At 75.5% G+C, this 26,458-nt stretch carries 23 protein-coding genes; 7 read left to right on the plus strand and 16 right to left on the minus strand.

Annotated features, from left to right (window positions below; all coding sequences use genetic code 11):
• Positions 1 to 241: 241 nt before the first annotated feature.
• The gene (locus CAE01nite_RS16630; protein ID WP_146906634.1) at positions 242 to 475 is read right to left on the minus strand and encodes a DUF3046 domain-containing protein; all 234 of its coding nucleotides are present in this window, start codon (positions 473 to 475) and stop codon (positions 242 to 244) included.
• 61 nt (positions 476 to 536) lie between these two features.
• Between CAE01nite_RS16630 and CAE01nite_RS16635 the strand changes: the two genes are divergently transcribed.
• Entirely contained in the window at positions 537 to 5,702 is a 5,166-nt protein-coding gene (locus CAE01nite_RS16635) for an Lhr family helicase (RefSeq protein WP_186816640.1), read from the plus strand.
• A 12-nt stretch (positions 5,703 to 5,714) separates the two neighbouring features.
• A complete protein-coding gene (locus tag CAE01nite_RS16640; protein WP_146906636.1) occupies positions 5,715 to 6,515 on the plus strand; it encodes a DNA-formamidopyrimidine glycosylase family protein in 801 nt (266 codons plus the stop codon).
• Between the two features lie 322 nt (positions 6,516 to 6,837).
• On the opposite strand, the gene CAE01nite_RS16645 is transcribed toward CAE01nite_RS16640, so the two are convergent.
• The 5 genes from CAE01nite_RS16645 to CAE01nite_RS16665 all read right to left on the minus strand — a co-directional run bounded on the left by CAE01nite_RS16645 (position 6,838) and on the right by CAE01nite_RS16665 (position 11,944).
• Positions 6,838 to 7,320 carry a helix-turn-helix domain-containing protein gene (locus tag CAE01nite_RS16645; RefSeq protein ID WP_371862918.1) on the minus strand — a complete coding sequence of 161 codons (483 nt, stop codon included), beginning with the start codon at positions 7,318 to 7,320 and terminating at the stop codon, positions 6,838 to 6,840.
• Positions 7,321 to 7,375: 55 nt separating this feature from the next.
• Positions 7,376 to 7,879: a CinA family protein gene (locus CAE01nite_RS16650; RefSeq protein ID WP_146906722.1), complete on the minus strand. Its 504-nt coding sequence runs from the start codon at positions 7,877 to 7,879 to the stop codon at positions 7,376 to 7,378.
• Between the two features lie 82 nt (positions 7,880 to 7,961).
• The gene (gene pgsA, locus CAE01nite_RS16655) at positions 7,962 to 8,537 is read right to left on the minus strand and encodes a CDP-diacylglycerol--glycerol-3-phosphate 3-phosphatidyltransferase (RefSeq protein WP_146906723.1); all 576 of its coding nucleotides are present in this window, start codon (positions 8,535 to 8,537) and stop codon (positions 7,962 to 7,964) included.
• Positions 8,538 to 8,733: 196 nt separating this feature from the next.
• Positions 8,734 to 11,457, minus strand: coding sequence for an FtsK/SpoIIIE family DNA translocase (locus tag CAE01nite_RS16660; protein WP_371862916.1), 2,724 nt, complete (start codon positions 11,455 to 11,457; stop codon positions 8,734 to 8,736).
• Between the two features lie 73 nt (positions 11,458 to 11,530).
• The gene (locus CAE01nite_RS16665; RefSeq protein WP_146906639.1) at positions 11,531 to 11,944 is read right to left on the minus strand and encodes a hypothetical protein; all 414 of its coding nucleotides are present in this window, start codon (positions 11,942 to 11,944) and stop codon (positions 11,531 to 11,533) included.
• 86 nt (positions 11,945 to 12,030) lie between these two features.
• On the opposite strand from CAE01nite_RS16665, the gene CAE01nite_RS16670 reads away from it, so the two are divergent.
• A complete protein-coding gene (locus CAE01nite_RS16670; protein ID WP_146906640.1) occupies positions 12,031 to 12,642 on the plus strand; it encodes a TetR/AcrR family transcriptional regulator in 612 nt (203 codons plus the stop codon).
• Positions 12,643 to 12,651: 9 nt separating this feature from the next.
• Here the strand turns inward: CAE01nite_RS16670 and CAE01nite_RS16675 are convergent, their stop codons facing one another.
• The 4 genes from CAE01nite_RS16675 to CAE01nite_RS16690 all read right to left on the minus strand — a co-directional run bounded on the left by CAE01nite_RS16675 (position 12,652) and on the right by CAE01nite_RS16690 (position 16,766).
• Positions 12,652 to 14,349: a ribonuclease J gene (locus CAE01nite_RS16675; protein WP_146906641.1), complete on the minus strand. Its 1,698-nt coding sequence runs from the start codon at positions 14,347 to 14,349 to the stop codon at positions 12,652 to 12,654.
• A gap of 105 nt (positions 14,350 to 14,454) precedes the next feature.
• Positions 14,455 to 15,366 carry a 4-hydroxy-tetrahydrodipicolinate synthase gene (gene dapA, locus CAE01nite_RS16680; protein ID WP_146906642.1) on the minus strand — a complete coding sequence of 304 codons (912 nt, stop codon included), beginning with the start codon at positions 15,364 to 15,366 and terminating at the stop codon, positions 14,455 to 14,457.
• A gap of 9 nt (positions 15,367 to 15,375) precedes the next feature.
• Positions 15,376 to 15,960: a dihydrofolate reductase gene (locus CAE01nite_RS16685; RefSeq protein ID WP_146906643.1), complete on the minus strand. Its 585-nt coding sequence runs from the start codon at positions 15,958 to 15,960 to the stop codon at positions 15,376 to 15,378.
• Positions 15,957 to 16,766: a thymidylate synthase gene (locus CAE01nite_RS16690; RefSeq protein WP_222595965.1), complete on the minus strand. Its 810-nt coding sequence runs from the start codon at positions 16,764 to 16,766 to the stop codon at positions 15,957 to 15,959. The genes CAE01nite_RS16685 and CAE01nite_RS16690 overlap by 4 nt, the downstream gene beginning before the upstream one ends.
• A 90-nt stretch (positions 16,767 to 16,856) precedes the next feature.
• On the opposite strand from CAE01nite_RS16690, the gene CAE01nite_RS16695 reads away from it, so the two are divergent.
• The 4 genes from CAE01nite_RS16695 (at position 16,857) to CAE01nite_RS16710 (ending at position 19,541) form a co-directional block, all read left to right on the plus strand.
• The gene (locus CAE01nite_RS16695) at positions 16,857 to 17,579 is read left to right on the plus strand and encodes an AzlC family ABC transporter permease (protein ID WP_246131292.1); all 723 of its coding nucleotides are present in this window, start codon (positions 16,857 to 16,859) and stop codon (positions 17,577 to 17,579) included.
• Between the two features lie 11 nt (positions 17,580 to 17,590).
• On the plus strand, positions 17,591 to 17,896 hold the full coding sequence (locus tag CAE01nite_RS16700; protein ID WP_146906724.1) for an AzlD domain-containing protein: 306 nt from the start codon (positions 17,591 to 17,593) through the stop codon (positions 17,894 to 17,896).
• A gap of 219 nt (positions 17,897 to 18,115) precedes the next feature.
• Positions 18,116 to 18,706, plus strand: coding sequence for a GNAT family N-acetyltransferase (locus CAE01nite_RS16705; RefSeq protein WP_146906646.1), 591 nt, complete (start codon positions 18,116 to 18,118; stop codon positions 18,704 to 18,706).
• 73 nt (positions 18,707 to 18,779) lie between these two features.
• Positions 18,780 to 19,541, plus strand: coding sequence for a class I SAM-dependent methyltransferase (locus CAE01nite_RS16710; RefSeq protein ID WP_146906647.1), 762 nt, complete (start codon positions 18,780 to 18,782; stop codon positions 19,539 to 19,541).
• A 46-nt stretch (positions 19,542 to 19,587) separates the two neighbouring features.
• On the opposite strand, the gene CAE01nite_RS16715 is transcribed toward CAE01nite_RS16710, so the two are convergent.
• The 6 genes from CAE01nite_RS16715 to CAE01nite_RS16740 form a co-directional block, all read right to left on the minus strand.
• Complete coding sequence (locus CAE01nite_RS16715; protein ID WP_146906648.1) at positions 19,588 to 20,046, minus strand: hypothetical protein; 459 nt, start codon at positions 20,044 to 20,046, stop codon at positions 19,588 to 19,590.
• A gap of 7 nt (positions 20,047 to 20,053) precedes the next feature.
• A complete protein-coding gene (gene dapB, locus CAE01nite_RS16720) occupies positions 20,054 to 20,809 on the minus strand; it encodes a 4-hydroxy-tetrahydrodipicolinate reductase (protein ID WP_146906649.1) in 756 nt (251 codons plus the stop codon).
• Between the two features lie 151 nt (positions 20,810 to 20,960).
• Positions 20,961 to 22,295 (minus strand): M16 family metallopeptidase, encoded by a 1,335-nt coding sequence (locus CAE01nite_RS16725; RefSeq protein WP_146906650.1) that lies wholly within the window; start codon positions 22,293 to 22,295, stop codon positions 20,961 to 20,963.
• Between the two features lies 1 nt (position 22,296).
• Positions 22,297 to 24,564 (minus strand): polyribonucleotide nucleotidyltransferase, encoded by a 2,268-nt coding sequence (locus CAE01nite_RS16730; protein ID WP_146906651.1) that lies wholly within the window; start codon positions 24,562 to 24,564, stop codon positions 22,297 to 22,299.
• 208 nt (positions 24,565 to 24,772) lie between these two features.
• Positions 24,773 to 25,042, minus strand: a complete 270-nt coding sequence (gene rpsO, locus CAE01nite_RS16735) for a 30S ribosomal protein S15 (protein ID WP_146906652.1) — start codon at positions 25,040 to 25,042, stop codon at positions 24,773 to 24,775.
• A 91-nt stretch (positions 25,043 to 25,133) separates the two neighbouring features.
• Positions 25,134 to 26,312, minus strand: a complete 1,179-nt coding sequence (locus CAE01nite_RS16740; RefSeq protein ID WP_146906653.1) for a bifunctional riboflavin kinase/FAD synthetase — start codon at positions 26,310 to 26,312, stop codon at positions 25,134 to 25,136.
• Positions 26,313 to 26,458: the final 146 nt, after the last annotated feature.

The raw sequence follows: 26,458 nt of genomic DNA on the forward strand, positions 1-26,458 counted from the left end.
CCACCGACATCCGACCCGAGCCCGCCACCGCATGTGGACGGGCCGTCGTCGTCATCGCCTGTGGTCCACGCTAGCCGAACACCTGTTCGACTGCACCCACCGCGGGCGCGACACGCCGACGGCCGTCCGGGGACGCCGGGGACGCGCCCGTGCCCGGCACGGCGCCGTCGGGACGGGTCGCCCGCCACCGGGTCCGGGCCGTTGCGACCGCCGGGGGCGACCCGGCCGTTGGGCGTCCGGCTCAGCGCCGCGGCGGCGCCGGCCGGCGGTGGTCGGTGCCCCACCGCTGCTGCTCGGGCACGTCCATCGCGTCGCACAGCACGTGCCACACCGTCCGCGGCTCCACGCCGTCCTCCAGGGCCTGCCACGCGGTCCGGTCGCCGAGCTCGCCGAGCACCTGGTCGGCGGCGAGGGTGCGCCCGTACCGCTCCCCGAACACCTCGTCGACCAGCTGCCAGAACTCGCGGTTGCGCATGGGAGGAGCCTGACACGCCCGCGTGGGGGCGCATGTCAGTGGCTGCGGACACAATGGCCCGGTGAGCAGACCCGGCAGCCCGACACCGCCCCCCGGCGGTGACGCGGACCCGCTGCGGCTGTTCTCGCCGGCGACGAGGGACTGGTTCACCGGGGCCTTCGCGGCCCCCACCACGGCCCAGGCCGGCGCGTGGGACGCCGTCGGCTCCGGCCGGAACGCCCTCGTGGTGGCGCCCACCGGCTCGGGCAAGACCCTCGCGGCGTTCCTGTGGGCGCTGGACGGCCTGCTCTCGCCGCGCGAGGGGGAGCCTGTGCCGCAGACCCCGGTGGAGCGCTGCCGCGTCGTCTACGTCTCCCCGCTGAAGGCGCTGGCCTCCGACGTCGAGCGGAACCTGCGGTCTCCGCTGGTCGGCATCCGCCAGGCGGCCACCCGGCTGGGCGTGCCCGTGCCGGACGTCACGGTCGGCGTCCGCACCGGCGACACCCCGCCGACCGAGCGACGCGCGTTCGCCACCAAGCCACCCGACATCCTCATCACCACGCCCGAGTCGCTGTACCTCGTGCTGACCTCGGCCGCCCGCGTGGGCCTGTCCGGCGTGCGGACCGTGATCCTGGACGAGATCCACGCCGTGGCGGGCACGAAGCGCGGCGCGCACCTGGCCGTCACCCTGGAGCGGCTCGACGCGCTGCTGCCCGCCCCGGCGCAGCGCATCGGCCTGTCCGCGACCGTGCGCCCCGTCGAGGCGGTCGCCTCGTTCCTCGGCGGCGCCCGCACCCAGGCCGACGGGGGGCGCGAGGTCGTCGTGGTCCAGCCCGAGTCCACCAAGCGCATCGAGGTCGACGTCGTGGTCCCCGTCCCGGACCTCTCCGACCTCGCCGGGGCGCCCCTGCCGCCCGGCGCCCGGGTCCCCGAGGGCCCGCCGCTGCCCGCGGGCGAGATCGACCTGACCGGGCCGGCCGCGGGCAACCCGTCACGAGCGTCCATCTGGCCGCACGTGGAGGAGCGGGTCGTCGACCTCGTCGCCGACCACCGCTCCACGCTGGTCTTCACCAACTCCCGCCGCGGCGCCGAACGGCTCACGGCACGGATGAACGAGGTCTGGGCGACCCGGCAGGGCGACGACGTGCCGGACCCCGCGACCCTGCAGGTGGCGGCCGTCCCGGCGCAGTCGGGGACGGCGGTCGGCATCGGCGCCGGGCTGCCGCCGTCGGACGCGTCCGTGCTGGCCCGGGCGCACCACGGGTCCATGAGCCGGGCCGAGCGGACCCGCACCGAGACCGAGCTCAAGGCCGGGCGGCTGCCCGCGGTGGTGGCGACGTCGTCGCTGGAGCTGGGCATCGACATGGGCGCCGTCGACCTGGTCGTCCAGGTCGGCTCGCCGCCGTCGGTCGCCAGCGGCCTGCAGCGCATCGGCCGGGCCGGGCACCAGGTGGGCGCCGTCTCCCGCGGCGTGCTGTTCCCGACGTTCCGCGGCGAGCTGGTGCCGTCGGCGGTCGTGGCCGGACGCATGCGGCTCGGCGAGATCGAGCACCTGGCCGTGCTGCGCAACCCGCTGGACGTCCTGGCCCAGCAGGTGGTCGCCATGGTGGCCGTCGAGGACTGGACCGTGACCGACCTGGCCGAGGTGATCCGGCGGTCGGCGCCGTTCGCCGGCCTCGGCGACGGCGCGCTGCGGGCGGTGCTGGACATGCTGGCCGGCCGCTACCCGAGCGAGGAGTTCGCCGAGCTGCGCGCCCGGATCGTGTGGGACCGGACCCGGGACCTGCTCACAGCCCGTCCCGGTGCGCTGCGGCTGGCGGTCACCAGCGGCGGGACCATCCCGGACCGCGGCCTCTACGGGGTCTTCCTCGCGACGGCGTCGGGCCCGGTGGCGGGGCCCGACGTCCCGGCCGACGACGAGCGCTCGGGCGGCGGCCGGCTGCGCGGCGGCAAGCGGGTCGGCGAGCTCGACGAGGAGATGGTCTACGAGTCCCGCGTCGGGGACACCTTCACGCTCGGCTCGAGCACCTGGCGCATCGAGGACATCACGCCCGACCGGGTGCTGGTCACCCCCGCGCCCGGCATCCCCGGCCGGCTGCCGTTCTGGAAGGGCGACTCCCCCGGCCGGCCGGCGGACCTGGGCCGGGCGATCGGCGCGTGGGTCCGCGACGTCGCCCGGATGTCGCCCGAGACCGCGCGCGCGGAGGTGGAGCGGGCCGGCCTGGACCCGTGGGCCACGGACAACCTGGTGGCGTACCTGCGCGAGCAGGTCGAGGCGACGGGCGTCGTCCCGGACGACCGCACCCTCGTGGTCGAGCGGTTCCGCGACGAGATCGGCGACTGGCGGATCGTCCTGCACTCCCCGTACGGGGCACGCGTCCACGCCCCGTGGGCGCTCGTGATCGGCGCCCGCATGCGCGAGCGGTACGGCGTGGACGCCGCCGCGATGCACGCCGACGACGGCATCGTCCTGCGCCTGCCGGACATGCTGGTCGGGGACGGCAGCACGTCGTGGGACGACTCGGGGCCGGCCGTCGACCCGACCGACCTGCTGATCGACCCCGACGAGGTGGCCGACGCCGTGCGCGAGGAGCTCGGCGGGTCGGCGATGTTCGGGGCGCGGTTCCGGGAGGCGGCCGCCCGGGCGCTGCTGCTGCCGCGACGGCGTCCGGACCGGCGCCAGCCGCTGTGGCAGCAGCGCCAGCGCTCGTCGCAGCTGCTCAGCGTGGCGGCGCAGTACCCGGACTTCCCGATCCTGCTCGAGGCCGTCCGCGAGTGCCTGCAGGACGACTTCGACGTCGAGGCGCTCACCACGCTCATGGCCGACGCCGCCGCGGGCCGGGTCCGCGTCGTCGAGGTCACCACGCCGACGCCGTCGCCGTTCGCGCAGTCCCTGCTGTTCGGCTACACCGCGCAGTTCCTCTACGACGGCGACGCCCCGCTCGCCGAGCGCCGCGCCGCCGCCCTGACCCTGGACCCGACGCTGCTCGCCGAGCTGCTCGGCCAGAGCGGCGCGTCGCAGCTGGCCGACCTGCTCGACCCCGCGGCGGTCGAGCGGACCGAGGCCGAGCTCATGGGCACCGCCCCGGAGCGGCTGGCCCGGCACGCGGAGGACCTCGCCGACGTCCTGCGCCGCCACGGCCCGCTCACCGCCGGCGAGGCCGCCACCCGGACCCGCGAGGACGTCCGGGAGCAGGTCCCGGCCTGGCTCGCCGAGCTCGAGAGCGCCCGGCGGCTCATCCGCGTGCGGCTCGCCGGCGCGGCACCCGCCCCCGACGGCACGGAGCGGACCGACCAGTGGGCCGCGGTGGAGGACGCCGGACGCCTGCGGGACGCGCTCGGGGTGGCGCTGCCGGTCGGCGTCCCGGAGGTCTTCACCGAGATCGTGCCCGACCCGCTCGGCGACCTGGTGCGACGGCACGCCCGGACGCACGGCCCGTTCCCCGCCGCCCAGGTCGCCGCCCGGTTCGGCATCGGTGTGGCGGTGGTGACCGACGTGCTGCGCCGCCTGGAGTCGTCCGGGGTGCTGGTGTCCGGACGGCTGCGCCCCGAGGTGCTCGGGGGCAGCGGCGAGGAGTACTGCGACACCGAGGTGCTGCGCACCCTTCGCCGGCGCTCCCTGGCCGCGCTGCGGGCCGAGGTCGAGCCGGTCGACCAGCGCGCCCTGGGCGTGTTCCTGCCCCGCTGGCAGGGCGTGGGCCGGCTGCGCGGCGTCGAGGGGCTCGCGCGGGCGATCGAGCAGCTCGCGGGCAGCGTCGTGCCGGCGTCCGCGCTGGAGTCGCTGGTGCTGCCGGCCCGGGTCGTGGACTACTCCCCCGCGATGCTGGACGAGCTGACGGCCGCCGGTGAGGTGGTCTGGGCCGGCCACGGCGAGCTCGCCGCGCACGACGGGCAGGTCAGCCTGCACCCCACCACCACGGCGGACCTCACGCTCCCGCCCGTCCCCGGCCTCGAGCCCGGGGGCCCGGTGGACACCCCGGAGCACCACGCCGTCCTGGCCGTGCTGGCCGACGGCGGCGCGTTCTTCCTGCCCGCCGTCGCCGCTCGGGTGGCCGACCACCTGCGGGCCGAGGCGCTGCTCGCCGGCGAGGACCCCGACACGGTGGTGACCCCGAGCCAGAGCCGGCTCGCCGGGGTGGTGTGGGACCTGGTGTGGGCCGGTCACCTGACGAACGACGGCCTGACCCCGCTGCGGGCGCGGCTGGCGGCCGGTGGCCCTCGCGGGTCCGGGACGGCGCACCGGGCCAAGGTCGCGGCACCACGGGCCCGCCCGTTCGCGCGCGGGACCCGGCTGGGTCTGCGGCCGGGGCTGGGACGCCCGACGTCCGCGGCGGCCGGCGGGTCCGGCGGGTCCGGCATGTCCGGCATGGTGTCGATCGCGGGCAACGAGGCCGGTGGCCGCTGGTCGCTGCTGCCCGCACGCGAGACCGACCCCACCGTGCGCGCGCACGCGCTGGCCGCGCAGCTGCTCGACCGGCACGGCGTCCTGACGCGTGCCGTCGCCCCGGCCGAGGGCATCGCCGGCCAGTTCGGGCTCGTCTACAAGGTGCTCGCCGCGCTCGAGCAGGCCGGCCAGGTCCGCCGCGGCTACTTCGTCGAGCACCTCGGCGGGTCCCAGTTCGCGCTGCCGGGGGCGGTGGACCAGCTGCGCGCGGACGCCAAGGAGGCATCCACCGACGCCGACGACGGTGGCGTGGACCTCGACGGTCCGGCGCTCGGCGGCCGTGCGCCCGGCGTCCCGATCGTGCTCGCCGCCACCGACCCGGCCAACCCCTACGGTGCCGCGCTGGCCTGGCCGACCGTGCCGCCACCGCCCGGCGCGGACGGGCGTGCCGCGTCGGGCGCGCCCGGCCGGCTGCCCGGCGACGCCGCCGCGGCGGCCGTCGCCGCGGGAGCCGCCGGCGACGGGGCACCCGGGACGCCCGTCCCCGCGACCGCCGACGGCGGCCGGCACCGGCCGGGCCGCAAGGCCGGGTCCGTCGTCGTGCTGGTGTCCGGGGCGCTCGTCCTCTACGTCGAGCGCGGAGGTCGGACGGTCCTGTCGTTCACGCACGACCCGGAGCCGCTGACCATCGCCGCCCGAGGGCTCGCCGACGCCGTCCGGGCGGGACGGCTCGGGCGCACCGCGATCCAGCGGGGGAACGGCACCGAGCTCCTCGGGGAGCTGCAGAGCCCGCTCGGGCGCGCGCTGGTCGGCGCCGGGTTCGCCCCGACGCCGCGCGGGCTGCGGCTGCGGAGCGCGTCGTGAGGGGGTGCGCCGGTGCCTGAGGGCGACACCGTGCGTCGCAGCGCGTCGAAGCTCGACCAGGCGCTGACCGGCCGGGTGCTCGAGCGGGCCGAGCTCCGCTGGCCGTCGGCCGTCGGCGTCGACCTCACCGGGCGCACCGTCCTGGCCACGGTGTCCTACGGGAAGCACCTGCTCACCCGGTTCGACGACGGCCGGACGCTGCACACGCACCTGCGCATGGAGGGGTCCTGGGCGATCGCCCGCACCGGCGCCCCGGGGGCCCGTGGCCGCGGGCCGTACATCCGTGCGGTCCTCGGCAACGCCGTCTGGACCGCGCTCGGCGACCGGCTGGGCATGCTCGACGTGGTGGACACCCGCGAGGAGCACACCGTCATCGGCCACCTCGGGCCGGACATCCTCGACGACGCGTTCCCGACCGAGGGCCTGCCGGAGGCGCTGCGGCGCTGGGCGGTGCGCGGGTCCATGCCGGTGGCCGAGGTCCTGCTCGACCAGACCGTGGTGGCGGGGATCGGCACCATCTGGACCGCCGAGCCGCTGTTCCTGCTGCGGCAGTGGCCGTGGACCCCCGCGGACGAGCTCGAGGACCCCGCCGGGCTGCTGCTCGCCATCCGCAAGCTGATGGTCCGCTCCGTGCTGTCGACGAAGCCGCCGGGTCAGACGGTCGACGGCGGGCGTGGCGAGACGAGCTACGTGCACAGCCGGATCGGTCGGCCGTGCCGCCGTTGCGGGACCCCGATCGAGCGCGGCACCGTCCGCAAGCCGCCGCAGGAGCGGCCGGTCTTCTACTGCCCGCGCTGCCAGGCGCCGCGCTGACCGGAGGCCGGACGGTGACGCGCCGGAGAGACGCCCACCAAAGGCCGGACCGTGACCGCCGGAGGGACGCCCACCGACGGCAGGGCACCGACCGTCGAGGACGCCGCCGGTAGGACGCCCACCGGCGAGGACCCCCACCGGCACGGACGCCGACCGCCGAGGACCCCCACCGGCACGGACGCCGACCGCGCGAGGACGCCCACCACCGACGGGCGGACCGAGCACCCACCGGACGCACGAATGCCGCGTCAGCCGGTGGCTGTCGCGGCGTCCCGCAAGAAGAAGGGTGACGACCGAGCGTGCCCGGCCGTCGTGGTGACAATCAGCCCGTCGGGGCCAGCTCGCCTCGTCCGCGCGCCCAGCCGAGCCCGGTGTCGTCGACCGGGCCCACCGACGTCGCGAGGTCGGCCGGGACGGTGTCGGGGATCAGCAGACCCTCGGCGACGGCGACCCGGTCGCTGACCTCACGCAGCACGAGCGACAGCGGGACGGCGAGGGCGTCGCAGATGCTGCCGAGCAGCTCCGACGACGCCTCCTTCTGACCACGCTCCACCTCGCTGAGGTAGCCCAGGGACACCCGGGCGGCCGAGGACACCTCGCGCAGGGTGCGCCCCTGTCGCTGGCGGGCATCCCGCAGCACGTCCCCGATCTCGCGGCGCAGTACCACCATCTGGCGTCCCCCTCCCGAGTCCCGCGCGGTCGTCGACCGCTGCTCCTGCGTAGCCACCTGGGGCGGTCGACCGGCGACCGCCGCGTTCACGCTTCCCCTGCTGGGGAGATTCCTACCGTACCCCGGAGCGACCAACCTGCCCTGCGGAGGCCCGCTCACGGGCCGGATGTTCTGCACACTTCACCCAACGTCACCCTGATGCCGGGTGTTCCCCACCGACGGCTCCAGAAACCACCAGGTTCGTCGCGCAGGCGAGCACGGCGCGGCAGGCACCGGCGCGCACCGCAGCGCGGTCGCCCGGCAGCCGCAGCGACTCCACCCGGACGGCGTCCGGGGTCACGACGGCGACGTGGACCTCACCGGCGCGATGACCGTCCTGGCTGCCCGGTCCCGCGACACCGGTGGTCGCGAGGCCCACCTCGGCCCCGAGCCGCCGGCGCACCCCGCGGGCCATGGCCTCGGCGACGTCGGGGTCGACCGGCCCCCGGGCGGCGAGGAGCGCCCCGTCGACGCCGAGCAGCGAGGCCTTGAGATCCGTCGCGTAGGCGACGACGCCGCCCCGCAGCACCCGGGAGGCACCGGGCACGTCGACGACCTCCGCGGCGACCATGCCGCCGGTCAGGGACTCGGCCACCGCCACCGTCCACCCCCGGTCGGCGAGCGCCCGGACGAGCACGGCGGCCGCGCCCTCCACTCCGTCCGCTGCCGCGCTCTCCGCGTCGGCCGCGCCGTCCGTCCCGAGCCGGGGACCGGGACGCGCAGAGCCGGACGAGGAGTCAGGCACGCCCGGCGTGACGCAGGCCGGCGGCCTGCCGGACGTAGTCGGCGCCGGTCACCAGTGTCACCAGCACCGCGGCGGCCATGGTGGCCACGGCGACGAGTCGCACGATGCCGGGCAGGTGGTCCAGCGGCAGCAGGAACAGCGAGATCGCCACCGCCTGCAGCACGGTCTTGAGCTTGCCGCCGCGCGAGGCCGCGATCACGCCGTAGCGCAGGACGACGAACCGCAGCGCGGTGACACCCAGCTCGCGGGCCAGGATGACGACGGTGACCCACCAGGGCAGCTCGCCCAGCATGGACAGGCCGATGAGGCCGGCCCCGATGAGGGCCTTGTCGGCGATCGGGTCGAGCATCTTGCCCAGGTCGGTGACGAGGTTGTCGCGTCGCGCGAGGTAGCCGTCCAGCCTGTCGGTGCTCGCGGCCAGCACGAAGATCGCCGTGGCGACCAGTCGCCAGGTGACCGACTCGCCGTCGGCGGCGAGGAGCGCGACCACGAAGAACGGGACGAGCGCGATCCGCGCGATCGTCACCGCGTTCGCGACGTTCCAGGGCGAGGGAGGAGCTTCGGTCACCACCCGACCAGCCTAGGGCTCCGGTGCGGCACCGCCCGTCGAGACGCCCCCGGATCGCCGATGGACCGTTTCACCGCCGGTCACACGGAGGTCACCCGCCGACCACCTCCGGGACACCCACCGACACCCACCGACCCGGCGGCGCCGCCCGGGCCGGCGGCCGCACGGACCACCGCACGACCACCGCACGACCGCCTCAGCGACCGCCCCAGCCGGGGCCCTCGTCGGCGTCGGCGTCGTCGTGGTAGTCCTCCGCGACCGGCGGCATCGAGTCGCCGATCACGTCGTCGTCGTCGGCCGCCGGCGGCTCGCCACGCAGCATCGCGAGCGTGCCCGGCAGGTCGTCCGGCTGGACCAGCACCTCGCGGGCCTTGGACCCCTCGGAGGGGCCGACGATCTCGCGGGACTCCAGCAGGTCCATCAGACGCCCGGCCTTGGCGAAGCCGACCCGCAGCTTGCGCTGCAGCATCGAGGTCGACCCGAACTGCGTGGTGACCACGAGCTCGGCGGCCTGCAGCAGCAGGTCCAGGTCGTCGCCGATGTCCTCGTCGACGGCCTTCTTCTCCACCGTCGGGGTGACGTCCTTGCGGTACACCGGCTTGAGCTGGGTCTTGACGTGCTCGACGACGGCGTGGATCTCGCTCTCGGACACCCACGCACCCTGGGTCCGCATGGGCTTGGACGCGCCCATCGGCAGGAACAGGGCGTCACCCTGGCCGATCAGCTTCTCCGCGCCCGGCTGGTCCAGGACGACGCGGGAGTCCGTGAGCGAGGACGTCGCGAACGCCAGGCGCGAGGGCACGTTCGCCTTGATCAGGCCGGTGACCACGTCGACCGAGGGCCGCTGCGTCGCCAGGACGAGGTGGATCCCGGCCGCGCGCGCGAGCTGGGTGATCCGCTGGATGGAGGCCTCGACGTCACGCGGGGCGACCATCATGAGGTCGGCGAGCTCGTCGACGATGACCAGCAGGTACGGGTACGGCGCGATCTTGCGCTCGCTGCCGGGCAGGGGGTGGACCTTGCCCGCGCGCACCGCGACGTTGAAGTCGTCGATGTGCTTGAACCCGAACATCGCCAGGTCGTCGTAGCGCGCCTCCATCTCGCGCACGACCCACTCCAGGGCCTCGGCGGCCTTCTTGGGGTTGGTGATGATCGGCGTGATGAGGTGCGGGATGCCCTCGTAGATCGTCAGCTCGACGCGCTTGGGGTCCACGAGCACCATGCGGACCTCGTCCGGGGTGGAGCGCATGAGGATCGAGACGATCATCGAGTTCACGAAGCTGGACTTGCCCGCACCGGTGGCACCGGCGACGAGCAGGTGCGGCATCTTGGCGAGGTTCGCCACGACGTAGCCGCCCTCGACGTCCTTGCCCACGCCGATGACCATCGGGTGCTCGGTGCGCCGGGCGGCCGACGACCGCAGCACGTCGCCCAGGGAGACGGTCTCGCGGTCGGTGTTGGGGATCTCGATGCCGATCGCCGACTTGCCGGGGATCGGGGACAGGATCCGGACGTCCGCGCTGGCCACCGCGTAGGCGATGTTCTTGCTGAGCGCCGTGACGCGCTCGACCTTGACCGCAGGGCCGAGCTCGACCTCGTAGCGGGTGACCGTCGGGCCGCGCATGAAGCCGGTGACCTGCGCGTCGATCTCGAACTGGTCCAGGACCGTCGTGAGCGCCTCGACGACCCGGTCGTTCGCGGCGGACCGCACCTTGTGCGGGGCACCCTTGGCGAGCACCTCGTCCGACGGCAGCGAGTAGACGACGTCGCCCTCGAGCATGGGCTGCTCGCCGCGCGGCACGCCCGTCGTCGGCGGGGCGGGCAGGTCGCGGGGGTCCGCGTGGCCGACGGCGGCGACGACGGCCGTGGGCGCGGTCGCGGCTGCGTCGGGGGCGTCGGGGGCGACGGCGCGGCTGCCGGGTGTCGTGGCGGCGGGCTCGTCGGCGTCGGCGGCGTCCTCCGGCGGCGCGACGATGGCCGCCCGCTCGAACGCCTCGTCCGCCTCGTACTGCGCCAGCAGGGCGGCGGCCTCCGCGGCCTCGGCCTCCTGCTGCCGCTTGCGCTCGCTGCGGCGCGGGCCGCGCTTGCGGGGCTCCGGCTCCTCGGGCAGCGCGGTGTGGCCGGCGTTGATGACCAGGGGTGCGTCGTCGTCGTCCGCGGCGTCGGGACGCTCGTGGCCGCCGGTGAGCTTGTGGTACGCGCCGGCCAGGCGCGGTCCGATCATGTGCACCGGCGTCGCGGTGATGACCAGCAGGCCGAAGAACGCCAGCATGAGCAGCAGCGGCACCGCCACCCACGGCGTCAGCGCGCTGGCCAGCGGCGTGGCGGTGAGGTAGCCGATGATCCCGCCGGCCTCGCGCAGGGCGGCGAAGCCGTCGGCGGGCGCCGGCAGCCCGGCGGAGAGGTGGACCAGCGCGCACACGGCCACGCCGAGCGCGGCGATCCCGATGGTGACGCGCGAGTTCTCCTGCGCGCGCTCGGGGTGCCGCATGACGCGCACCGCCAGCCCGAGCAGGACCAGCGGGATCACGACGCCGACCCGGCCGAAGGTGCCGGCGACCACGGCGTGGATGACGGTCCCGGCGGTGCCCGCCAGCCCCCACCACTCGCGGGCGGCGACGATCACCGCGAGCGCGAGCAGGGTGAAGCCGATGCCGTCCCGGCGCAGCGCCGGGTCCAGGTCGCGGGCACCGTGCCCGACGCGGCGAGCCGTCCCACCGACCACGTGCGCACATCCCATCCACAGACCGCGGACCATGCGCACGGGCAGCGCCGGGCGCGGCGGCGGCGGGGTCGGGGTCGCCTTGCTGGACCGGCCGGGGGGTCGCGAGGAGCCTCCGCCCGGCGTGCCGCGCGGGGACGAGGCCCGGGGCCGCCCAGCGGCGTCGGACCGGCCGGGAGAGGACGTGCTGGTGGCCATAGTGGCCTCAACGTAGCGGCCCGTCGTGCGGACGCGACCGGCGACACCCCGGCCCGGCACCGTGGCCGCCGTCTCACCCGGCAGCGAGGAGCCCCAGCCCGAGCGTCACGACGGCGGCGGCGAGCACCACGGCTCCCGCCACGAGGAGGGCGATCCAGCGGTTGGGCCGGTCCCGTCCCGCGCCCATGGCCGAGAGGAAGAAGCCCGCGGGCATGAGGATCGCCGCCACGAGCACGCCGGTGCGGGCGAACCAGCCGACGAGCCCGGTCAGGCCGGCGGCCTCGGAGAGCAGCAGGCACACCAGGCCCAGCGTCACCAGGACGCCGGCGTGCGCGTGCCCGGCCCGGTAGAACCGCCGCTGGAAGTCCGTGGCCGGGACCGCGCCGGTGACCACGCGCAGCATGAACGCTCCCCCGGACTCGATCGCCACGACGGTCAGCAGCACCACGCCCGCGGTCGTGCGGGCGGCATCGGTCAGCTCGAGCACGGGGCACCTCGTCCGGTCGGGAAAGTTCTGGAACACTGTTATAGAACACCGTTACCACTGGGCCGGTCAAGCCCTAGACTCCCCGCATGCCACGTCCCCGGGTGCACGACGACGCCCTGCGCACCCGCCTGCTGCAGGAGGCGTCCCGCGTCATCGCGGAGGACGGTCCCGCACGCCTGACCGTGCGGGACGTCGCCGCGCGCGCCGGGACGTCGGCGTCCGCGGTGTACGCGCTGTTCGGAGGTCGCGACGAGCTCGTCGCGGCGGTCGGCGCCGAGGCGTTCCGCCGGTTCGCGGCGCACCTGGGGTCGGCCGGGCGCACGGACGACCCGGTCGCCGACCTGCTCGCGCTCGGGCTCGCCTACCGCACGAGCGCGCTGGCGGACCCGCACTTCTACCGGGTCATGTTCGGCACCGGCGGCGTCGGGGCACGGACGGCGTCGGGCCCGCCGGTGACGGCCCGGCCGACGTACGTGGCGCTGCGCGACGCCGTCGCGCGCGTGCTCCGGGACGGCGGCGCCCCGGACGCCGCGGCCGACGAGGCCGCGGCGGCACCGGCCCTCGCGCTGTGGGGACTGGCCCACGGGCTCGTCGAGCTCGAGCTCGGCGGGCTGCTGCCGGGCTCACCGGACGAGCGCGCGCAGCGCTACGAGGCGGCGCTCCGGGCCGTCGGGGCCGGCGTCCTGGCGCCGTCCTGACCGTACAGGTCAGGCCTCGACGACCACCGGCATGATCATCGGCCGTCGCCGCAGCCGGGTGTTGACCCACCGCCCGACGACGCGGCGCACGACCTGCTGCAGCTGGTGGGTGTCCGCGCCGCCGCCGTGGGCGGCCTCCTCGAGCGTCGTGGTGATCTGCGGGAGGATGTCCTCGAACACCGCGTCGTCCTCCGCGAATCCGCGGGCCTGGATGTGCGGGCCGGCGAGGACCTTGCCGCTGGTGGAGTCCACCACCACGAAGATCGAGATGAACCCCTCCTCGCCCAGGATGCGGCGGTCCTTGAGCTCCGCGTCGGTGATCGCGCCGACGCTGGAGCCGTCGACGTACACGTAGCCGCACGGCACGGCACCGACCACCCGGGCACGGCCGTCGACGAGGTCGACCACGACGCCGTCCTCGGCCAGCACGACGTTCTCCGCCGGCACGCCGGTCTGCACCGCGAGCGCGGCGTTGGCGACGAGGTGCCGGACCTCCCCGTGCACCGGCATGACGTTGCGGGGCCGCAGCACGTTGTAGCAGTAGAGGAGCTCGCCGGCGGAGGCGTGCCCGGACACGTGCACCTTGGCGTTGCCCCCGTGCACGACCCGCGCACCCAACCGGGTCAGCCCGTTGATCACCCGGTAGACGGCGTTCTCGTTCCCGGGGATGAGCGAGGACGCCAGGATCACCGTGTCCCCCGGGCCGACCGAGATCCGGTGGTCCTGGTTGGCGATCCGCGACAGCGCCGCCATCGGCTCGCCCTGCGACCCGGTGCACATGAGCACGACCTGGTCGTCGGGCAGGTCACCGATCGCCTTGGCGTCCACGAGGATGCCGTCGGGCACGGTCAGGTAGCCCAGGTCCGCGGCGATCGTCATGTTCCGCACCATGGAGCGGCCGACCAGGGCGACCCTGCGGTCGTGCGCCGCGGCGGCGTCCAGGACCTGCTGGACGCGGTGCACGTGCGAGGCGAACGACGCGACCACGATCCGCCGGGTCGCCGCGGCGAACACCGCGTCCAGGACCGGGCCGATCTCGCGCTCGTGGCTGGTGAACCCGGGCACCTCGGCGTTGGTGGAGTCGACCATGAACAGGTCGACGCCGGCCTCGCCGAGCCGCGCGAACGCGCGCAGGTCCGTGATGCGCCCGTCCAGGGGCAGCTGGTCCATCTTGAAGTCGCCGGTGTGCAGGACCGTCCCGGCACCGGTCCGGACGGCGACCGCGAGCGCGTCCGGGATGGAGTGGTTCACGGCGACGAACTCGCACTCGAACGGCCCCAGCTGCTCGGTCTGCCCCTCCTTGACCGCCAGCGTGAGCGGGGCGATGCGGTGCTCGCGCAGCTTGGCCTCGACGAACGCCAGCGTGAGCTGCGAGCCGACCAGCGGGATGTCCCGCCTCAGGCGCAGCAGGTACGGGACCGCGCCGATGTGATCCTCGTGCCCGTGGGTCAGCACGATCGCCTCGATGTCGTCGAGGCGGTCGGCGATGTAGTCGAAGTCCGGCAGGATCAGGTCGACGCCGGGCTGGTGGTCCTCCGGGAACAGCACGCCGCAGTCGATGACGAGCAGGCGACCGGCGTGCTCGAGCACCGCCATGTTGCGCCCGATCTCGCCGAGCCCACCCAGCGCCACGACGCGCAGCGCGCCGTCGGCGAGGGCGGGCGGCAGCCCGAGGTCGGTCAGGTGCGGCTGGGTGGGCTGGGACATGGGGCTCCGGTGCTGGGACGGCGGATCGGTGCGGTGCGGGTGCGGGTGCGGGTGCCGGGCGGTCGTGCGGTGCGGTCGCGGGTCCGGCAGCCGGGGTGGGCCCGGTCAGGCGGCGTCGAGCAGGCCCGCAGCGGTCATCGCGGCGCGCACGACGGCGACCTCGTCCTCGTCCGCGGTGGCCTGCGGCAGGCGCATCGTGCGGTGCGGGATGAGGCCGAGGAGCTCCAGGGCCACCTTGGAGCGCAGCGCCCCGTTGCCCGAGCCGCAGACGAGGTCGATCGCCGGCAGCATCCCGACCATGACCGCCCGCGCGCGCACGAGGTCGCCCGCGTCGACGGCCGCCACCAGGGCGGCCAGGTCGTCGCCCACGAGGTGGCCGGCCATGCTGACCACGCCCGCGGCGCCGTGGGCGAGGAACGCCAGGTTGAGCGGGTCGTCCCCGGAGTAGAAGGCCAGCCCGGTGCGCTGCATCGTGCGCAGCGCGGCGAAGACGTCCCCGGTGGCGTCCTTCACCGCGACGACGCGGTCGTGCGCGGCGAGCCGGTCGAACGTCTCGGGGGCGTAGCGCACGACCGTCCGGCCGGGGACGTCGTAGAGCATCACCGGCAGGTCGGTGGCGTCCGCGACGGCGACGGTGTGCTGGACGATGCCCCTCTGCGAGGGCCGGGAGTAGTACGGGGTGACGACGAGCAGCCCGTGCGCACCCGCCTCGGCGGCCTGCTCGGCCATCCGCACGGCGTGCTTGGTGTCGTTGGACCCGGCGCCGGACACCACGACCGCCCGGTCCCCCACGGCCTCGACGACCGCGGCGACGAGGTCGACCTTCTCCGGGGCGTGCGTGGTGGGCGACTCGCCGGTGGTGCCGTTGAGCACCAGGCCGTCGTGCCCGTGGTCGACGAGGTGCCGGGCGAGGCGGGCGGCCGCCTCGAGGTCGACGTCTCCGGCGGGGTCCATCGGCGTGACCATGGCGGTCAGCACCGCGCCGAACGGCCGGGCCGGGGTCGTGGGGGCAGGCATGGGCCGAATCTACCGTCCCGGCCCGGTGCGGCCGGCGTCCGTCCGGGGCCGCGCGGGCGGTGCGGGGGCGTCGGCGGCAGGGATGCGGGGTGCCGGGTCGCCGGTCCGCAGGTACCGGACGAAGCGGTACCGCGGGCCGGTGCGCGACCGGCGCCACTCGGACGGGGCGCCGGCGTCCGCCGTCCACACGGCCGGGTCGACGGCCGGGGCGAACGCGTCGCCGGGGACGTCGAGGTCGATCTCGGTCACCTCCAGCCGGTCGGCGCGGTCCACCAGCAGGGCGTACACCTGCGCCCCGCCGATCACCCAGGCGTCCCGGCCCGCCAGGGCGGCCTCGGCGTCCGCCAGGTCCCTGACGACGACGGCGCCCGGGGCGGCCCACCCCGGCGTCCGGGTCAGCACGAGGTTGTCGCGCCCGGGCAGCGGGCGGAAGCGGTCCGGGAGCGAGTCCCAGGTGGCCCGCCCCATGAGCACCGGGTGCTCGCGCGTGACCTCGCGGAAGTGGGCCAGGTCCTCCGGCACGTGCCAGGGCATCGCGCCGTCGTGCCCGATGACCCCGCCCCGTGCCTGCGCCCAGACCAGCCCGAGGGTCACACCGCGACCGGCGCCTTGATCGCGGGGTGGTGCTGGTACCCCACGACCTGGACGTCCTCGAACGTGTAGTCGAACAGCGACGGCGCGGGCCGCAGCTCCAGGCGCGGCAGCGGGTACGGCTCGCGGCGCAGCTGCTCGGTCACCTGCTCGACGTGGTTGTCGTAGATGTGGCAGTCGCCACCGGTCCAGACGAAGTCGCCGACCTCCAGGCCGACCTGCTGGGCGACCATGTGGGTCAGCAGCGCGTAGCTGGCGATGTTGAACGGCACCCCGAGGAACAGGTCGGCGCTGCGCTGGTAGAGCTGGCACGAGAGCCGCCCGTCGGCGACATAGAACTGGAAGAACGCGTGGCACGGCGCGAGCGCCATGGCGTCGAGCTCGGCGACGTTCCACGCCGAGACGATGATCCGGCGGGAGTCGGGGTCGGTCCGCAGCTGGTCCAGCACGCGCGTGATCTGGTCGACGTGCCCGCCGTCGGGCGTCGGCCACGAGCGCCACTGGACGCCGTAGACCGGGCCGAGCTCGCCGTCGGGCGCCGCCCACTCGTCCCAGATCGTCACGCCCTGCTCGCGCAGCCAGCCGACGTTGGAGTCCCCCCGCAGGAACCACAGCAGCTCGTACACGATGGACTTCAGGTGCACACGCTTCGTGGTGACCAGCGGGAAGCCCTCGCGCAGGTCGAACCGCATCTGGTGGCCGAACACGCTGCGCGTCCCGGTCCCGGTCCGGTCCGCCTTGGGCGTCCCGTGCTCGAGCACGTGGCGCAGCAGGTCCTCGTACGGGGTGGGGACGGGCATGGCGGCCATCCTAGGCGTCGCGTCGCCCCGTCGGGCCGCTCGCCCACGGCGCCGGAGGGGCCCGCACGCGTCCCCCGGACCGCGGCTAGGGTGGCCCGCGTGCCCGGCCGCCCCGCCCCCTCCCGGACGCCGGAGCAGCGCGCCGCCGTCCGCCAGGCGGTCAGCGTCGCGGTGCCGACCGGCCTGTACGGCGTGTCCTTCGGGGCGCTGTCCGTGGCCGCCGGCCTCGACGTCCTGCAGACCATGGCGCTCAGCCTGCTGATGTTCTCCGGCGGGTCCCAGTTCGCGTTCGTCGGCGTGGTCGGTTCCGGGGGCGCGCCGCTCGCGGCGGTCGCGACGGCGGGCCTGCTCGGCGCCCGCAACGGCCTGTACGGCGTCCAGGTGGCGCCGCTGCTCCGCGCTCGAGGCTGGCGCCGTCCCCTCGCCGCCCAGCTGACCATCGACGAGTCGACCGCCGTGGGCACCGCCCAGCCGACGACGGCGGCCATCCGCACCGGGTTCTGGTGGACCGGTGTCGGCGTCTTCCTGCTGTGGAACACGTTCACACTGGTCGGCGCCGTGCTGGGCGACGCCCTCGGTGACCCGACCCGGTACGGCCTGGACGCGGCGGCGGCTGCGGCGTTCCTCGCCCTGCTGTGGCCCCGGCTGGCGGGCCGGCTCGCGCAGGCGACCGCGGCGGCGGCGATCGTCGTGGCGCTCGCCCTGACGCCGTTCGTCCCGGCCGGGATCCCGGTGCTCGCGGCCGCCGTCGTCGCGGTCGTGCTCGGCTGGACCGCCGGCGCGCGGCCGGCCGCGGACGGCCCCGGGGTGGGTGGCCGGTGAGCCCGGACGCGATGACGTGGCTGGCGATCCTCGCGGCGTCGGCGGTCTGCTTCGCCATCAAGCTGCTCGGGCACCTCGTGCCCGAGCACTGGCTCGCCGAGCCCCGGGTGGCCCGGACGGCGTCCCTGGTCACGGTCGGCCTCCTCGCTGCCCTGGTCGGGGTGCAGACCGTGACGACCGGGCAGCACGTGACCCTCGACGCCCGCCTGCCCGCGCTGGCCGTGGCGGCGGTCGCCCTCGCGCTGCGCGCCCCGTTCGTGGTCGTCGTCGGGCTCGCCGCGGCCACCGCCGCGGGGCTCCGGGCGCTCGCGGGCTGACCGGCGGATAGCCTGCGCTGACGTCCTCCGCGGGCCGCGCCCCGCTGGTGGGACCGCCGCGTCGTCCGTCCCGCCCGCCCCGACCTCCGTCCCCGTCCCGCCCCGTTCCCCACCCGCCCCGTTCCCCACCCGTCCCGCCCAGGAGCCGCTCGTGCGTCCGACCCCCTGCCGCCTGCCGGGCCTCCGGGCCGCGGCCCCCGCCGACCGCAGCCCGCGCTGATGGCGCTGTTCCGCGAGCAGGCGGACGTCTCCGTGCGCCCCGCCGTCCCCGGCGACGAGGTGGCGATCACCGACGTCCAGCTCGCCGCGTGGCGCGCGACCCACGCCGACGTGGTCGGCGCCGAGGTCCTGGCCGGCCTGGACCCGAGCGCCCTGCACGAGCGCTGGCGCGCCGCGATCGTCCGGCCGCCCACGCCCGAGCACCGCGTGCTCACCGCGTGCGAGGGGGCGACGGTCGTCGGCTTCGCCGCCGTCGCCCCGCTCCCGGCCGCCCCCGGGCCCCCGCCGGCCGGCCCGGGTGGTGAGCTCGTGGCCCTGGAGGTCGCCCCCGGGTCGCGTCGCACCGGGCACGCGTCCCGGCTGCTCGCGGCGGTCGTGGACGGGCTGCGCCAGGACGGTGGGGAGCACCTCGTGGCCTGGGTGCTCGACGGCGACACCGCCCGCGGCCAGTTCCTGCGCTCCGCGGGGCTGGGGCCGGACGGCGCCGTCCGGCAGCTGGCGACCGGCATGGTGGTCGACCGGTCGGCCCCCGACGGCTCGCCCGCCGTCGAGCGGACCGTCTCCGAGCACCGCTGGTCCGCCGCGATCTGACGGCGCCCGGGCCCGCTCCGGGCCGTCGTCGTCCGGCGAGGTCGCCCGGCTCCTGCGATGGGACGCTCAGGACATGACCGCGTCGGACGACCCCGACCCTCGACGGGCCACCGTCTTCGGGCGGCACGCCGAGGACTACGACCGCTGGCGACCCGGGTACCCGGACGCTGCGGTGGACTGGATGCTCCCGGCCGGCGCACGCGAGGTCGCCGATGTCGGAGCGGGCACCGGGAAGCTGACCGGCGCGCTGCTGGCGCGGGGCCTGCACGTGGACGCCGTCGAGCCCGACCCGGACATGCTCGCCGTGCTCCGGCGCCGGCACCCCGCCGCGCACGCGCACCTCGCCGGCGCGCAGGCCCTGCCGCTGGCGGACGCCGGCGTCGACGCGGTCCTCGTCGCCTCGGCGTGGCACTGGTTCCCCGCCGGGCAGGCGGTGGCCGAGGTCCGGCGCGTGCTGCCGCCCGGCGGCCGGCTCGCGGTCGCCTGGAACGGACCCACCCCGACGGTCGGCGGCTGGACGTCCGAGCTCGCCGCGCTCGACCCGGACCGTGGCCGGAAGGACTGGACGGGGCGGCTCCGCGCGACGGGTCTGCCCCCGGACGAGCTGGAGGAGGCACGCGTCCCGTGGACGTGGGACGTGTCGGCGGACGACGTCCGCGGCACCCTGGCCACCCACTCGGCACTCACCCTGATGGACGCCGACGACCGCGAGCGGCTCCTCGACGCCGCGCACGGGATCGTCGCCGCGGCGTGCGCCGCAGCCGGGACGGCGACCGTCCCATGGCCGCAGACCTGCGTGTGCGTGCGCTGGACACCGGACCGTCGCACCACCTGAGGCCTCCCGGCCCGGGGCTCGAGGTCCGGGGCTCGGTTCGTCGGGCTCAGACCCCGCGGTGCCCGTCACGGCGCAGCTTCGCCGCCAGCCGGAGCGACGCGCGGGCCCGGCGACGGTCCCCCGCCGCGTCGTAGGCGAAGCCCAGCCGGTACCGCGCCGCCCAGTCCCCCGGGTGCGCCTCGGCGTCGAGCCGGGCCGTCTCGAACGCCTCGCGTGCCGCAGCCCGGTCGATGCGTCCGCTCGGTGACCGGGGCAGCTCGTCGACGGGCAGCTGCCCGGCCGCGGCGAGCTCGTCGGCCATGCGCTGCACGGCGACCGCGAGCACCCACTCGCGGGCGACCAGCGCCACCGCCAGCAGCGGCAGGACGAGCACGCCCAGCCCGAGCACGACCCCGACCGGCTCGCCGGTGCGGATCAGCGCGACGCCGCGGGACGCCACCACGACGACGTAGATGGTCAGCAGCGCGGTCAGCGCCACCGCACCCAGGACCGACCGGATCCGCACGGCCGCCTCAGCCCAGCCCGAGCAGGTGCTCGAGCCCCACGGTCAGCCCGGGCCGGGACGCCGCCTGCCGCACCGCCAGCAGGACGCCCGGCATGAACGACGTCCGGTCGAACGAGTCGTGCCGGACGGTCAGCTGCTCGCCGGGGTTGCCGAGCAGGATCTCCTCGTGCGCGACCAGGCCCCGCAGCCGGACGCTGTGCACCCGCACGCCGTCGACGTCGGCCCCGCGTGCACCCTCCAGGCCCGAGGCGGTGGCGTCCGGCATCACGCCCAGCCCGGCGGCCGCCCGTGCCCCGGCGATCGCCGCCGCGGTGTGCCGAGCCGTGCCGGACGGGGCGTCCACCTTGTCCGGGTGGTGCAGCTCGACCACCTCGGCGGACTCGAACCACCGCGCGGCCTGGGCCGCGAACGACATCGCGAGCACGGCCCCGAGCGCGAAGTTGGGGGCGACGAGCACGGACACCCCGGGGGCTCCGTCGAGGTGCTCACGGACCCGGTCCAGCGACTCACCGGTCCAGCCGGTCGCGCCGACGACGGCGTGCACACCCGCGTCGACGAGCGCGTGCACGTTGGCCTCGGTGACGCCGGGGACCGTGAAGTCGACCGCGACCGAGGCGCCGGCCGCGACGGCGTCGGACACGGCATCCGTTCGGTGCAGCGCCGCGACCAGCTCCAGGTCGGCGGCACCCCGCACGGCGTCGCACACCGCGGCGCCCATCCGCCCACCGGCTCCGAGGACGGCCACCCGGGTCTGCTCGCTCACGGGACGCAACCCTAACCGTCCGGGCCCACGCCGCCCCCCGCGCCGCCGCCGCACCGGCTCAGCGCGACCCGACCCGCCCACCGCACGCGGGAGGGGCGGTGCCCACCACCGGTCGGCGGGCACCGCCCCTCGGGCAGTTCGGGTGGTGCGGTCAGTCGCCGAACGGGCCCACGAGCACGCACGACCGCGGCAGCGCCGCCAGCTCACCGGCCAGCTCGCGGACCTCCTCGGCGGTGACCGCCCGGATCCGCTCCAGCGACTCGTCCAGGCCGAGGAGCTCGCCGTGCACCAGCTCGGACTTGCCGAGCCGGCCCATTCGCGAGCCGGTGTCCTCCATGCCGAGCACGAGCCCGCCGGACAGCTGGCCGATGCTGCGCTCCAGCTCGCCGGGCATCAGCCCGTCCTGCGCGAGGCGGTCCCACTCCTGCTCCAGCAGCCGGGTGACCTCGTCGACCTTGGCCGGGGTGCACCCGGCGTACAGGCCGAACACGCCGGTGTCCGCATGACCGGAGGAGAAGGAGTACGTCGAGTACGCCAGCCCGCGCTTCTCGCGGATCTCCTGGAACAGGCGCGAGGACATGCCGCCGCCGAGCGCCGCGTTGAGCACCGAGAGCACGAAGCGCCGCGGGTCGGTGGCGGTCAGGCTGGCACCGCCGATGATGACGTTCGCCTGCTCGGTGGACCGCCGGACGGTCAGCTCCGTCCCGGCGGACGGCGCCAGGACCTCGCCGGGCCCGTCGTCGCCGCGCCGCCCGAGCGGCGCAGCCGGGGACGAGGTGTCCCAGCCGCCGTCCTCCAGCGCCCGCAGCACCTGCGCGCACAGGGTGTCGTGGTCGACGCCGCCCGCGGCGGTGACCACGAGCGTGCGCGGGCCGTAGTGCTCGCGGTAGTGCTGCCAGACGGCGTCGCGCGGCACCGCGAGGATGGTCTCCGGGGTGCCGCCGATCGGCCGGCCCAGCGGGTGGGCGCCGAGGACGGCGGCGGCGAAGTGCTCGTGCGCGACGTCCGACGGGTCGTCGTCGTTCATCGCGAGCTCTTCGAGGATGACGCCGCGCTCGGTCTCGAGCTCGTCCGCGTCCAGGCGGGCGGAGGTCACCATGTCGGTGATGACGTCGACCGCCATCGGCAGGTCGTCGTCGAGCACCCGCGCGTAGTAGCAGGTGTGCTCCTTGCCGGTGGCCGCGTTGGCCTCGCCGCCGACGGCGTCGAACGCCTCGGCGATGTCCATCGCGGAGCGGCGGTCGGTGCCCTTGAACAGCAGGTGCTCGAGGAAGTGGGTGGAGCCGTGGTGGCCGTCGCGCTCGTCGCGCGAGCCGACCCCCACCCAGGCACCGACCGTGGCCGACCGCAACCCGGGCATGCGCTCGGTGAGCACCCGCACCCCGCCGGGCAGGACGGACCGACGCACGAGGGCGTCGCCGTCCTGCCCGGCGCTCAGCTCGCTGCCCGGCTCACCGGGCGGCACGAGCGGAAGGGCGAGCGGCACGTCAGGCGTCGGCGCCGGCCGCGGGAGCCACGGCCGTCTCGGCGTCCACGGACGCGACGCCGTCGCCGGCCTCGCCGCCCTCGGCCGACTCCTCGACCACCGCGTGCAGCGACAGCTTGCCGCGCGGGTCGATCTCGCCGATCTCGACCTGGACCTTCTGGCCCACCCCGAGGACGTCCTCGACGTTCTCCACGCGCTTGCCGCCGACGAGCTTGCGGATCTGCGAGATGTGCAGCAGACCGTCCTTGCCCGGGGAGAGCGACACGAACGCGCCGAAGGTCGTGGTCTTGACCACGGTGCCGACGAAGCGCTCGCCCACCTCGGGCATGTGCGGGTTGGCGATCGCGTTGATCGCCGCCCGCGCGGCCTCCGCCGACGGACCGTCGGTGGCGCCGATGTAGACCGTGCCGTCGTCCTCGATCGAGATGTCGGCGCCGGTCTCCTCCTGGATCTGGTTGATCATCTTGCCCTTCGGCCCGATGACCTCGCCGATCTTGTCGACCGGGACCTTCACCGCGATGACCCGCGGGGCGTTCGGCGACATCTCGTCCGGGACGTCGATCGCCTCGGCCATGACGTCCAGGATCGCCAGGCGCGCGTCGCGTGCCTGGGTCAGCGCGCCGGCCAGGACCGACGCCGGGATGCCGTCGAGCTTGGTGTCGAGCTGGATGGCGGTGACGAACTGGCGCGTCCCGGCGACCTTGAAGTCCATGTCACCGAACGCGTCCTCGGCACCGAGGATGTCGGTCAGCGCGGCGTACCGCGGCTCGCCGTCCACCTCGTCGGAGATGAGGCCCATCGCGATGCCCGCGACCGGAGCGCGCAGCGGCACACCGGCGTTGAGCAGCGACAGGGTGGACGCGCAGACCGAGCCCATGGAGGTGGACCCGTTGGAGCCCAGCGCCTCGGAGACCTGACGGATCGCGTACGGGAACTCCTCGCGGCTGGGCAGCACCGGCATCAGGGCACGCTCGGCGAGCGCGCCGTGGCCGATCTCGCGGCGCTTGGGCGAGCCCACGCGACCGGTCTCCCCGGTGGAGTACGGCGGGAAGTTGTAGTTGTGCATGTAGCGCTTGCGCGTCTCGGGCGCCAGGGTGTCGAGCTGCTGCTCCATGCGGAGCATGTTCAGCGTCGTGACGCCCAGGATCTGGGTCTCGCCGCGCTCGAACAGCGCCGACCCGTGCACCCGCGGCAGGACCTCGACCTCGGCGGACAGGGTGCGGATGTCCGCGAGCCCCCGGCCGTCGATGCGGACGCCGTCGGTCAGCACGCGCTGGCGGATGAGCTGCTTCTGCACGCTGCGGAAGGCGGCGGACAGCTCCTTCTCGCGGCCCTCGAACTGGCCCGCGAGCTGCTCGACGACGGTGGCCTTGATCTCGTCGATCCGGCCCTCGCGCTCCTGCTTGCCCGCGATGGTCAGCGCACCGCGCAGGTCCGCGCCGACGGCGACGGACTCCACGGCGGCGAGGGCGTCGTCCTGGTAGTCCAGGAAGCGCGGGAAGTCCTGCACCGGCTTGGCGGCACGGCGGGCGAGGTCGGCCTGCGCCTCGCACAGCGCCCGCAGGAACGGCTTCGCGGCCTCGAGGCCCTCGGCCACGACGGCCTCGGTCGGCGCGGTCGCACCCTCGGAGATGAGGTGCCAGGAGCCCTCGGTGGCCTCGGCCTCGACCATCATGATCGCGACGTCGTCACCGACGACCCGGCCGGCGACGACCATGTCGAAGACGGCGCGCTCCTTGTCGGAGTACTTGGGGAACGCGACCCACTGGCCGTCGACCAGGGCGATGCGCACACCGGCGATCGGGCCGGTGAACGGCAGGCCGGACAGCTGGGTGGACAGCGACGCCGCGTTGATCGCCAGCGTGTCGTACGCGTCGTCCGGGTGCAGGGCCATGACGGTGATGACGACCTGGACCTCGTTGCGCAGCCCCTTGGCGAAGGTGGGGCGCAGCGGGCGGTCGATCAGGCGGCAGGCCAGGATCGCCTCGGTCGAGGGGCGGCCCTCGCGGCGGAAGAACGAGCCGGGGATGCGGCCCGCGGCGTACATGCGCTCCTCGACGTCCACCGTGAGCGGGAAGAAGTCGAACTGGTCCTTCGGGTACTTGCCGGCCGTGGTGGCCGACAGCAGCATCGTCTCGCCGTCCAGGTACGCGGCGGCGGAGCCGGCGGCCTGGCGCGCGAGGCGGCCGGTCTCGAAGCGCACCGTGCGCGTGCCGAACCGGCCGTTGTCGATGACGGCTTCGCTGAACTCGATCTCGGGACCCTCCATGGGTGCCCTCCTCTTTCGTGACGGCGCCCCCGCCTCGGCGGTCTTCGATCGAGACCCGCGGAGCTGCTGGTCGTTCGCAGCGCTCCGCGGACCGCTACCGAGGACCGGACGTGGCCGGGCGGCGCGTGGGTGGTTCCTTCGCGGTCGTGCAGGTCCCCCATGCACACCAGCCCGGACCTGCGAGCAGGTCCGGGCTGGGGCGTGAGGGCTAGCGGCGCAGGCCGAGGCGCTCGATCAGGCTCCGGTAGCGGTTGATGTCGACCTTCTGGAGGTAGCCCAGGAGGCGACGGCGCTGGCCGACGAGGAGCAGCAGACCACGACGGCTGTGGTGGTCGTGCTTGTGCTCCTTCAGGTGCTCGGTGAGGTCCTTGATGCGCTGCGTGAGCATCGCGATCTGGACCTCGGGGGAACCGGTGTCGCCCTCGTGCGTGGCGTACTCGGTCATGATGGCCTGCTTGGTGGCTGCGTCGAGGGGCACGGCTCTCCTTGGTTGGTCTCGCTGCGCGGTGCTCCGGGGCATGTCCACCCGGGCGCTCTGGGTCCGCGGCCGTTCTGACGGCGACCCGAGTTTACCAGCCCGCGACCGGCGCGGTGGCCTGGGCGAGCGCGGCTCGGACGCGCTCCACGTCACCGTCCATCGTCGCGACGAGCTCATCCACCGACTCGAACCGCAGCGTCGCGCGGATGCGGGTGACGAACTCCACCAGCACCTCGCAGTCGTAGAGCTCGAGGTCGTCGCGGTCCAGCACGTACGCCTCGACCCGTCGCTCGGCTCCGTCGAAGGTCGGGTTGGTGCCCACGGAGATCGCCGCCGGCATCCGGCCCGCCTCCTCGCCGTGCGGCACCCCGCGGTGCGCGGGGTCGTCGCGGTGCACCAGCCCCCCGCGCCCGGTGGCGTCGGCCGCCCTGACGGCGTCGACCTCGGGCGTGCACCCGGTGACGCCGGGCAGCGGACGGTGGGTGACCCGCAGCCAACCCGCGTACACCCCGTCGGCCGGGACCATGCCCGCGGACGCCGGCGAGAGGTTCGCGGTCGGGTAACCGAGCTCGCGCCCGCGGGCGTCGCCGCGCACGACGACGCCGCGCATCCGGTGCGGCCGGCCCAGCACCTCGGCCGCCTCCGCGACCCGCCCGGTCGCCAGCAGCTCCCGGGTCCAGGTCGACGACCACCGCCGGTGCAGCGGGTCCGCGACGTGGCGCAGGTGCTCGGCCGCCGCGCGCGCGACGTCGTCCGCCACGCCGTCCGGGGCCGCACCGGGGGCCGGCTCGGGCTCCGACGCCTGGTCCTCGATGACCTCGACCGAGAACCCGTGCCGCCGCCCGAGCTCGGTCATCGTGGCCAGGTCCCCGGCGTTGCCCCACCCGAACCGGACGTCGCGGCCGACGACCACGGTGCGGGCGGCGAGGCCCTGCACGAGGTACCGGACGACGAACTCCTCGGGGGTCTGGCGGGCGAAGTCGAGGGTGTAGTCCAGCAGCAGGACGGCGTCGAGGCCGGTCTCCGCGAGGAGCTCGAGCCGGTCGGTCACCCCGGTGAGCAACGGCGGCGCGGTCTCGGGATGGTGCACCTGGGCCGGGTGCGGCGCGAACGTCACGGCGACGGCGTGCGCGCCGGCGTGGCGGGCGTCGGTCACCATGCGGGTGAGCACGCTGCGGTGGCCCCGGTGGACGCCGTCGAAGTTGCCGAGGGTCACGACGGACGGCCCGAAGCCGGCCGGCACCTGGGCGAGATCGGTCCAGCGGTGCACACGGGCTCCTGTTCTGCGCTCCGCCGGGTCGGCGGTGGTCGTGTCGGGCGCGCCGTCCGGGCCCGGCGCCCGGACCGGGTTGCCGGAGCGGGGCGGGTGCGGATCAGCGGACGCGCCGGGCCCACCGTGCGACGGGCCCGGTCAAG

Source organism: Cellulomonas aerilata (assembly GCF_007991755.1).
GTDB classification, from domain to species: domain Bacteria; phylum Actinomycetota; class Actinomycetes; order Actinomycetales; family Cellulomonadaceae; genus Pengzhenrongella; species Pengzhenrongella aerilata.

Bases quoted from the DNA above. Each gene is read 5' to 3' on its own strand.
- CAE01nite_RS16660 (WP_371862916.1), bottom strand. From the start codon at position 11,457: ATGGCCACCAGCACGTCCTCTCCCGGCCGGTCCGACGCCGCTGGGCGG.
- CAE01nite_RS16710 (WP_146906647.1), top strand. From the start codon at position 18,780: ATGACCGCGTCGGACGACCCCGACCCTCGACGGGCCACCGTCTTCGGG.
- CAE01nite_RS16730 (WP_146906651.1), bottom strand. From the start codon at position 24,564: ATGGAGGGTCCCGAGATCGAGTTCAGCGAAGCCGTCATCGACAACGGC.
- CAE01nite_RS16670 (WP_146906640.1), top strand. From the start codon at position 12,031: ATGCCACGTCCCCGGGTGCACGACGACGCCCTGCGCACCCGCCTGCTG.
- CAE01nite_RS16705 (WP_146906646.1), top strand. From the start codon at position 18,116: ATGGCGCTGTTCCGCGAGCAGGCGGACGTCTCCGTGCGCCCCGCCGTC.
- CAE01nite_RS16700 (WP_146906724.1), top strand. From the start codon at position 17,591: ATGACGTGGCTGGCGATCCTCGCGGCGTCGGCGGTCTGCTTCGCCATC.
- CAE01nite_RS16675 (WP_146906641.1), bottom strand. From the start codon at position 14,349: ATGTCCCAGCCCACCCAGCCGCACCTGACCGACCTCGGGCTGCCGCCC.
- CAE01nite_RS16630 (WP_146906634.1), bottom strand. From the start codon at position 475: ATGCGCAACCGCGAGTTCTGGCAGCTGGTCGACGAGGTGTTCGGGGAG.
- dapA (WP_146906642.1), bottom strand. From the start codon at position 15,366: ATGCCTGCCCCCACGACCCCGGCCCGGCCGTTCGGCGCGGTGCTGACC.
- CAE01nite_RS16690 (WP_222595965.1), bottom strand. From the start codon at position 16,766: ATGGCCGCCATGCCCGTCCCCACCCCGTACGAGGACCTGCTGCGCCAC.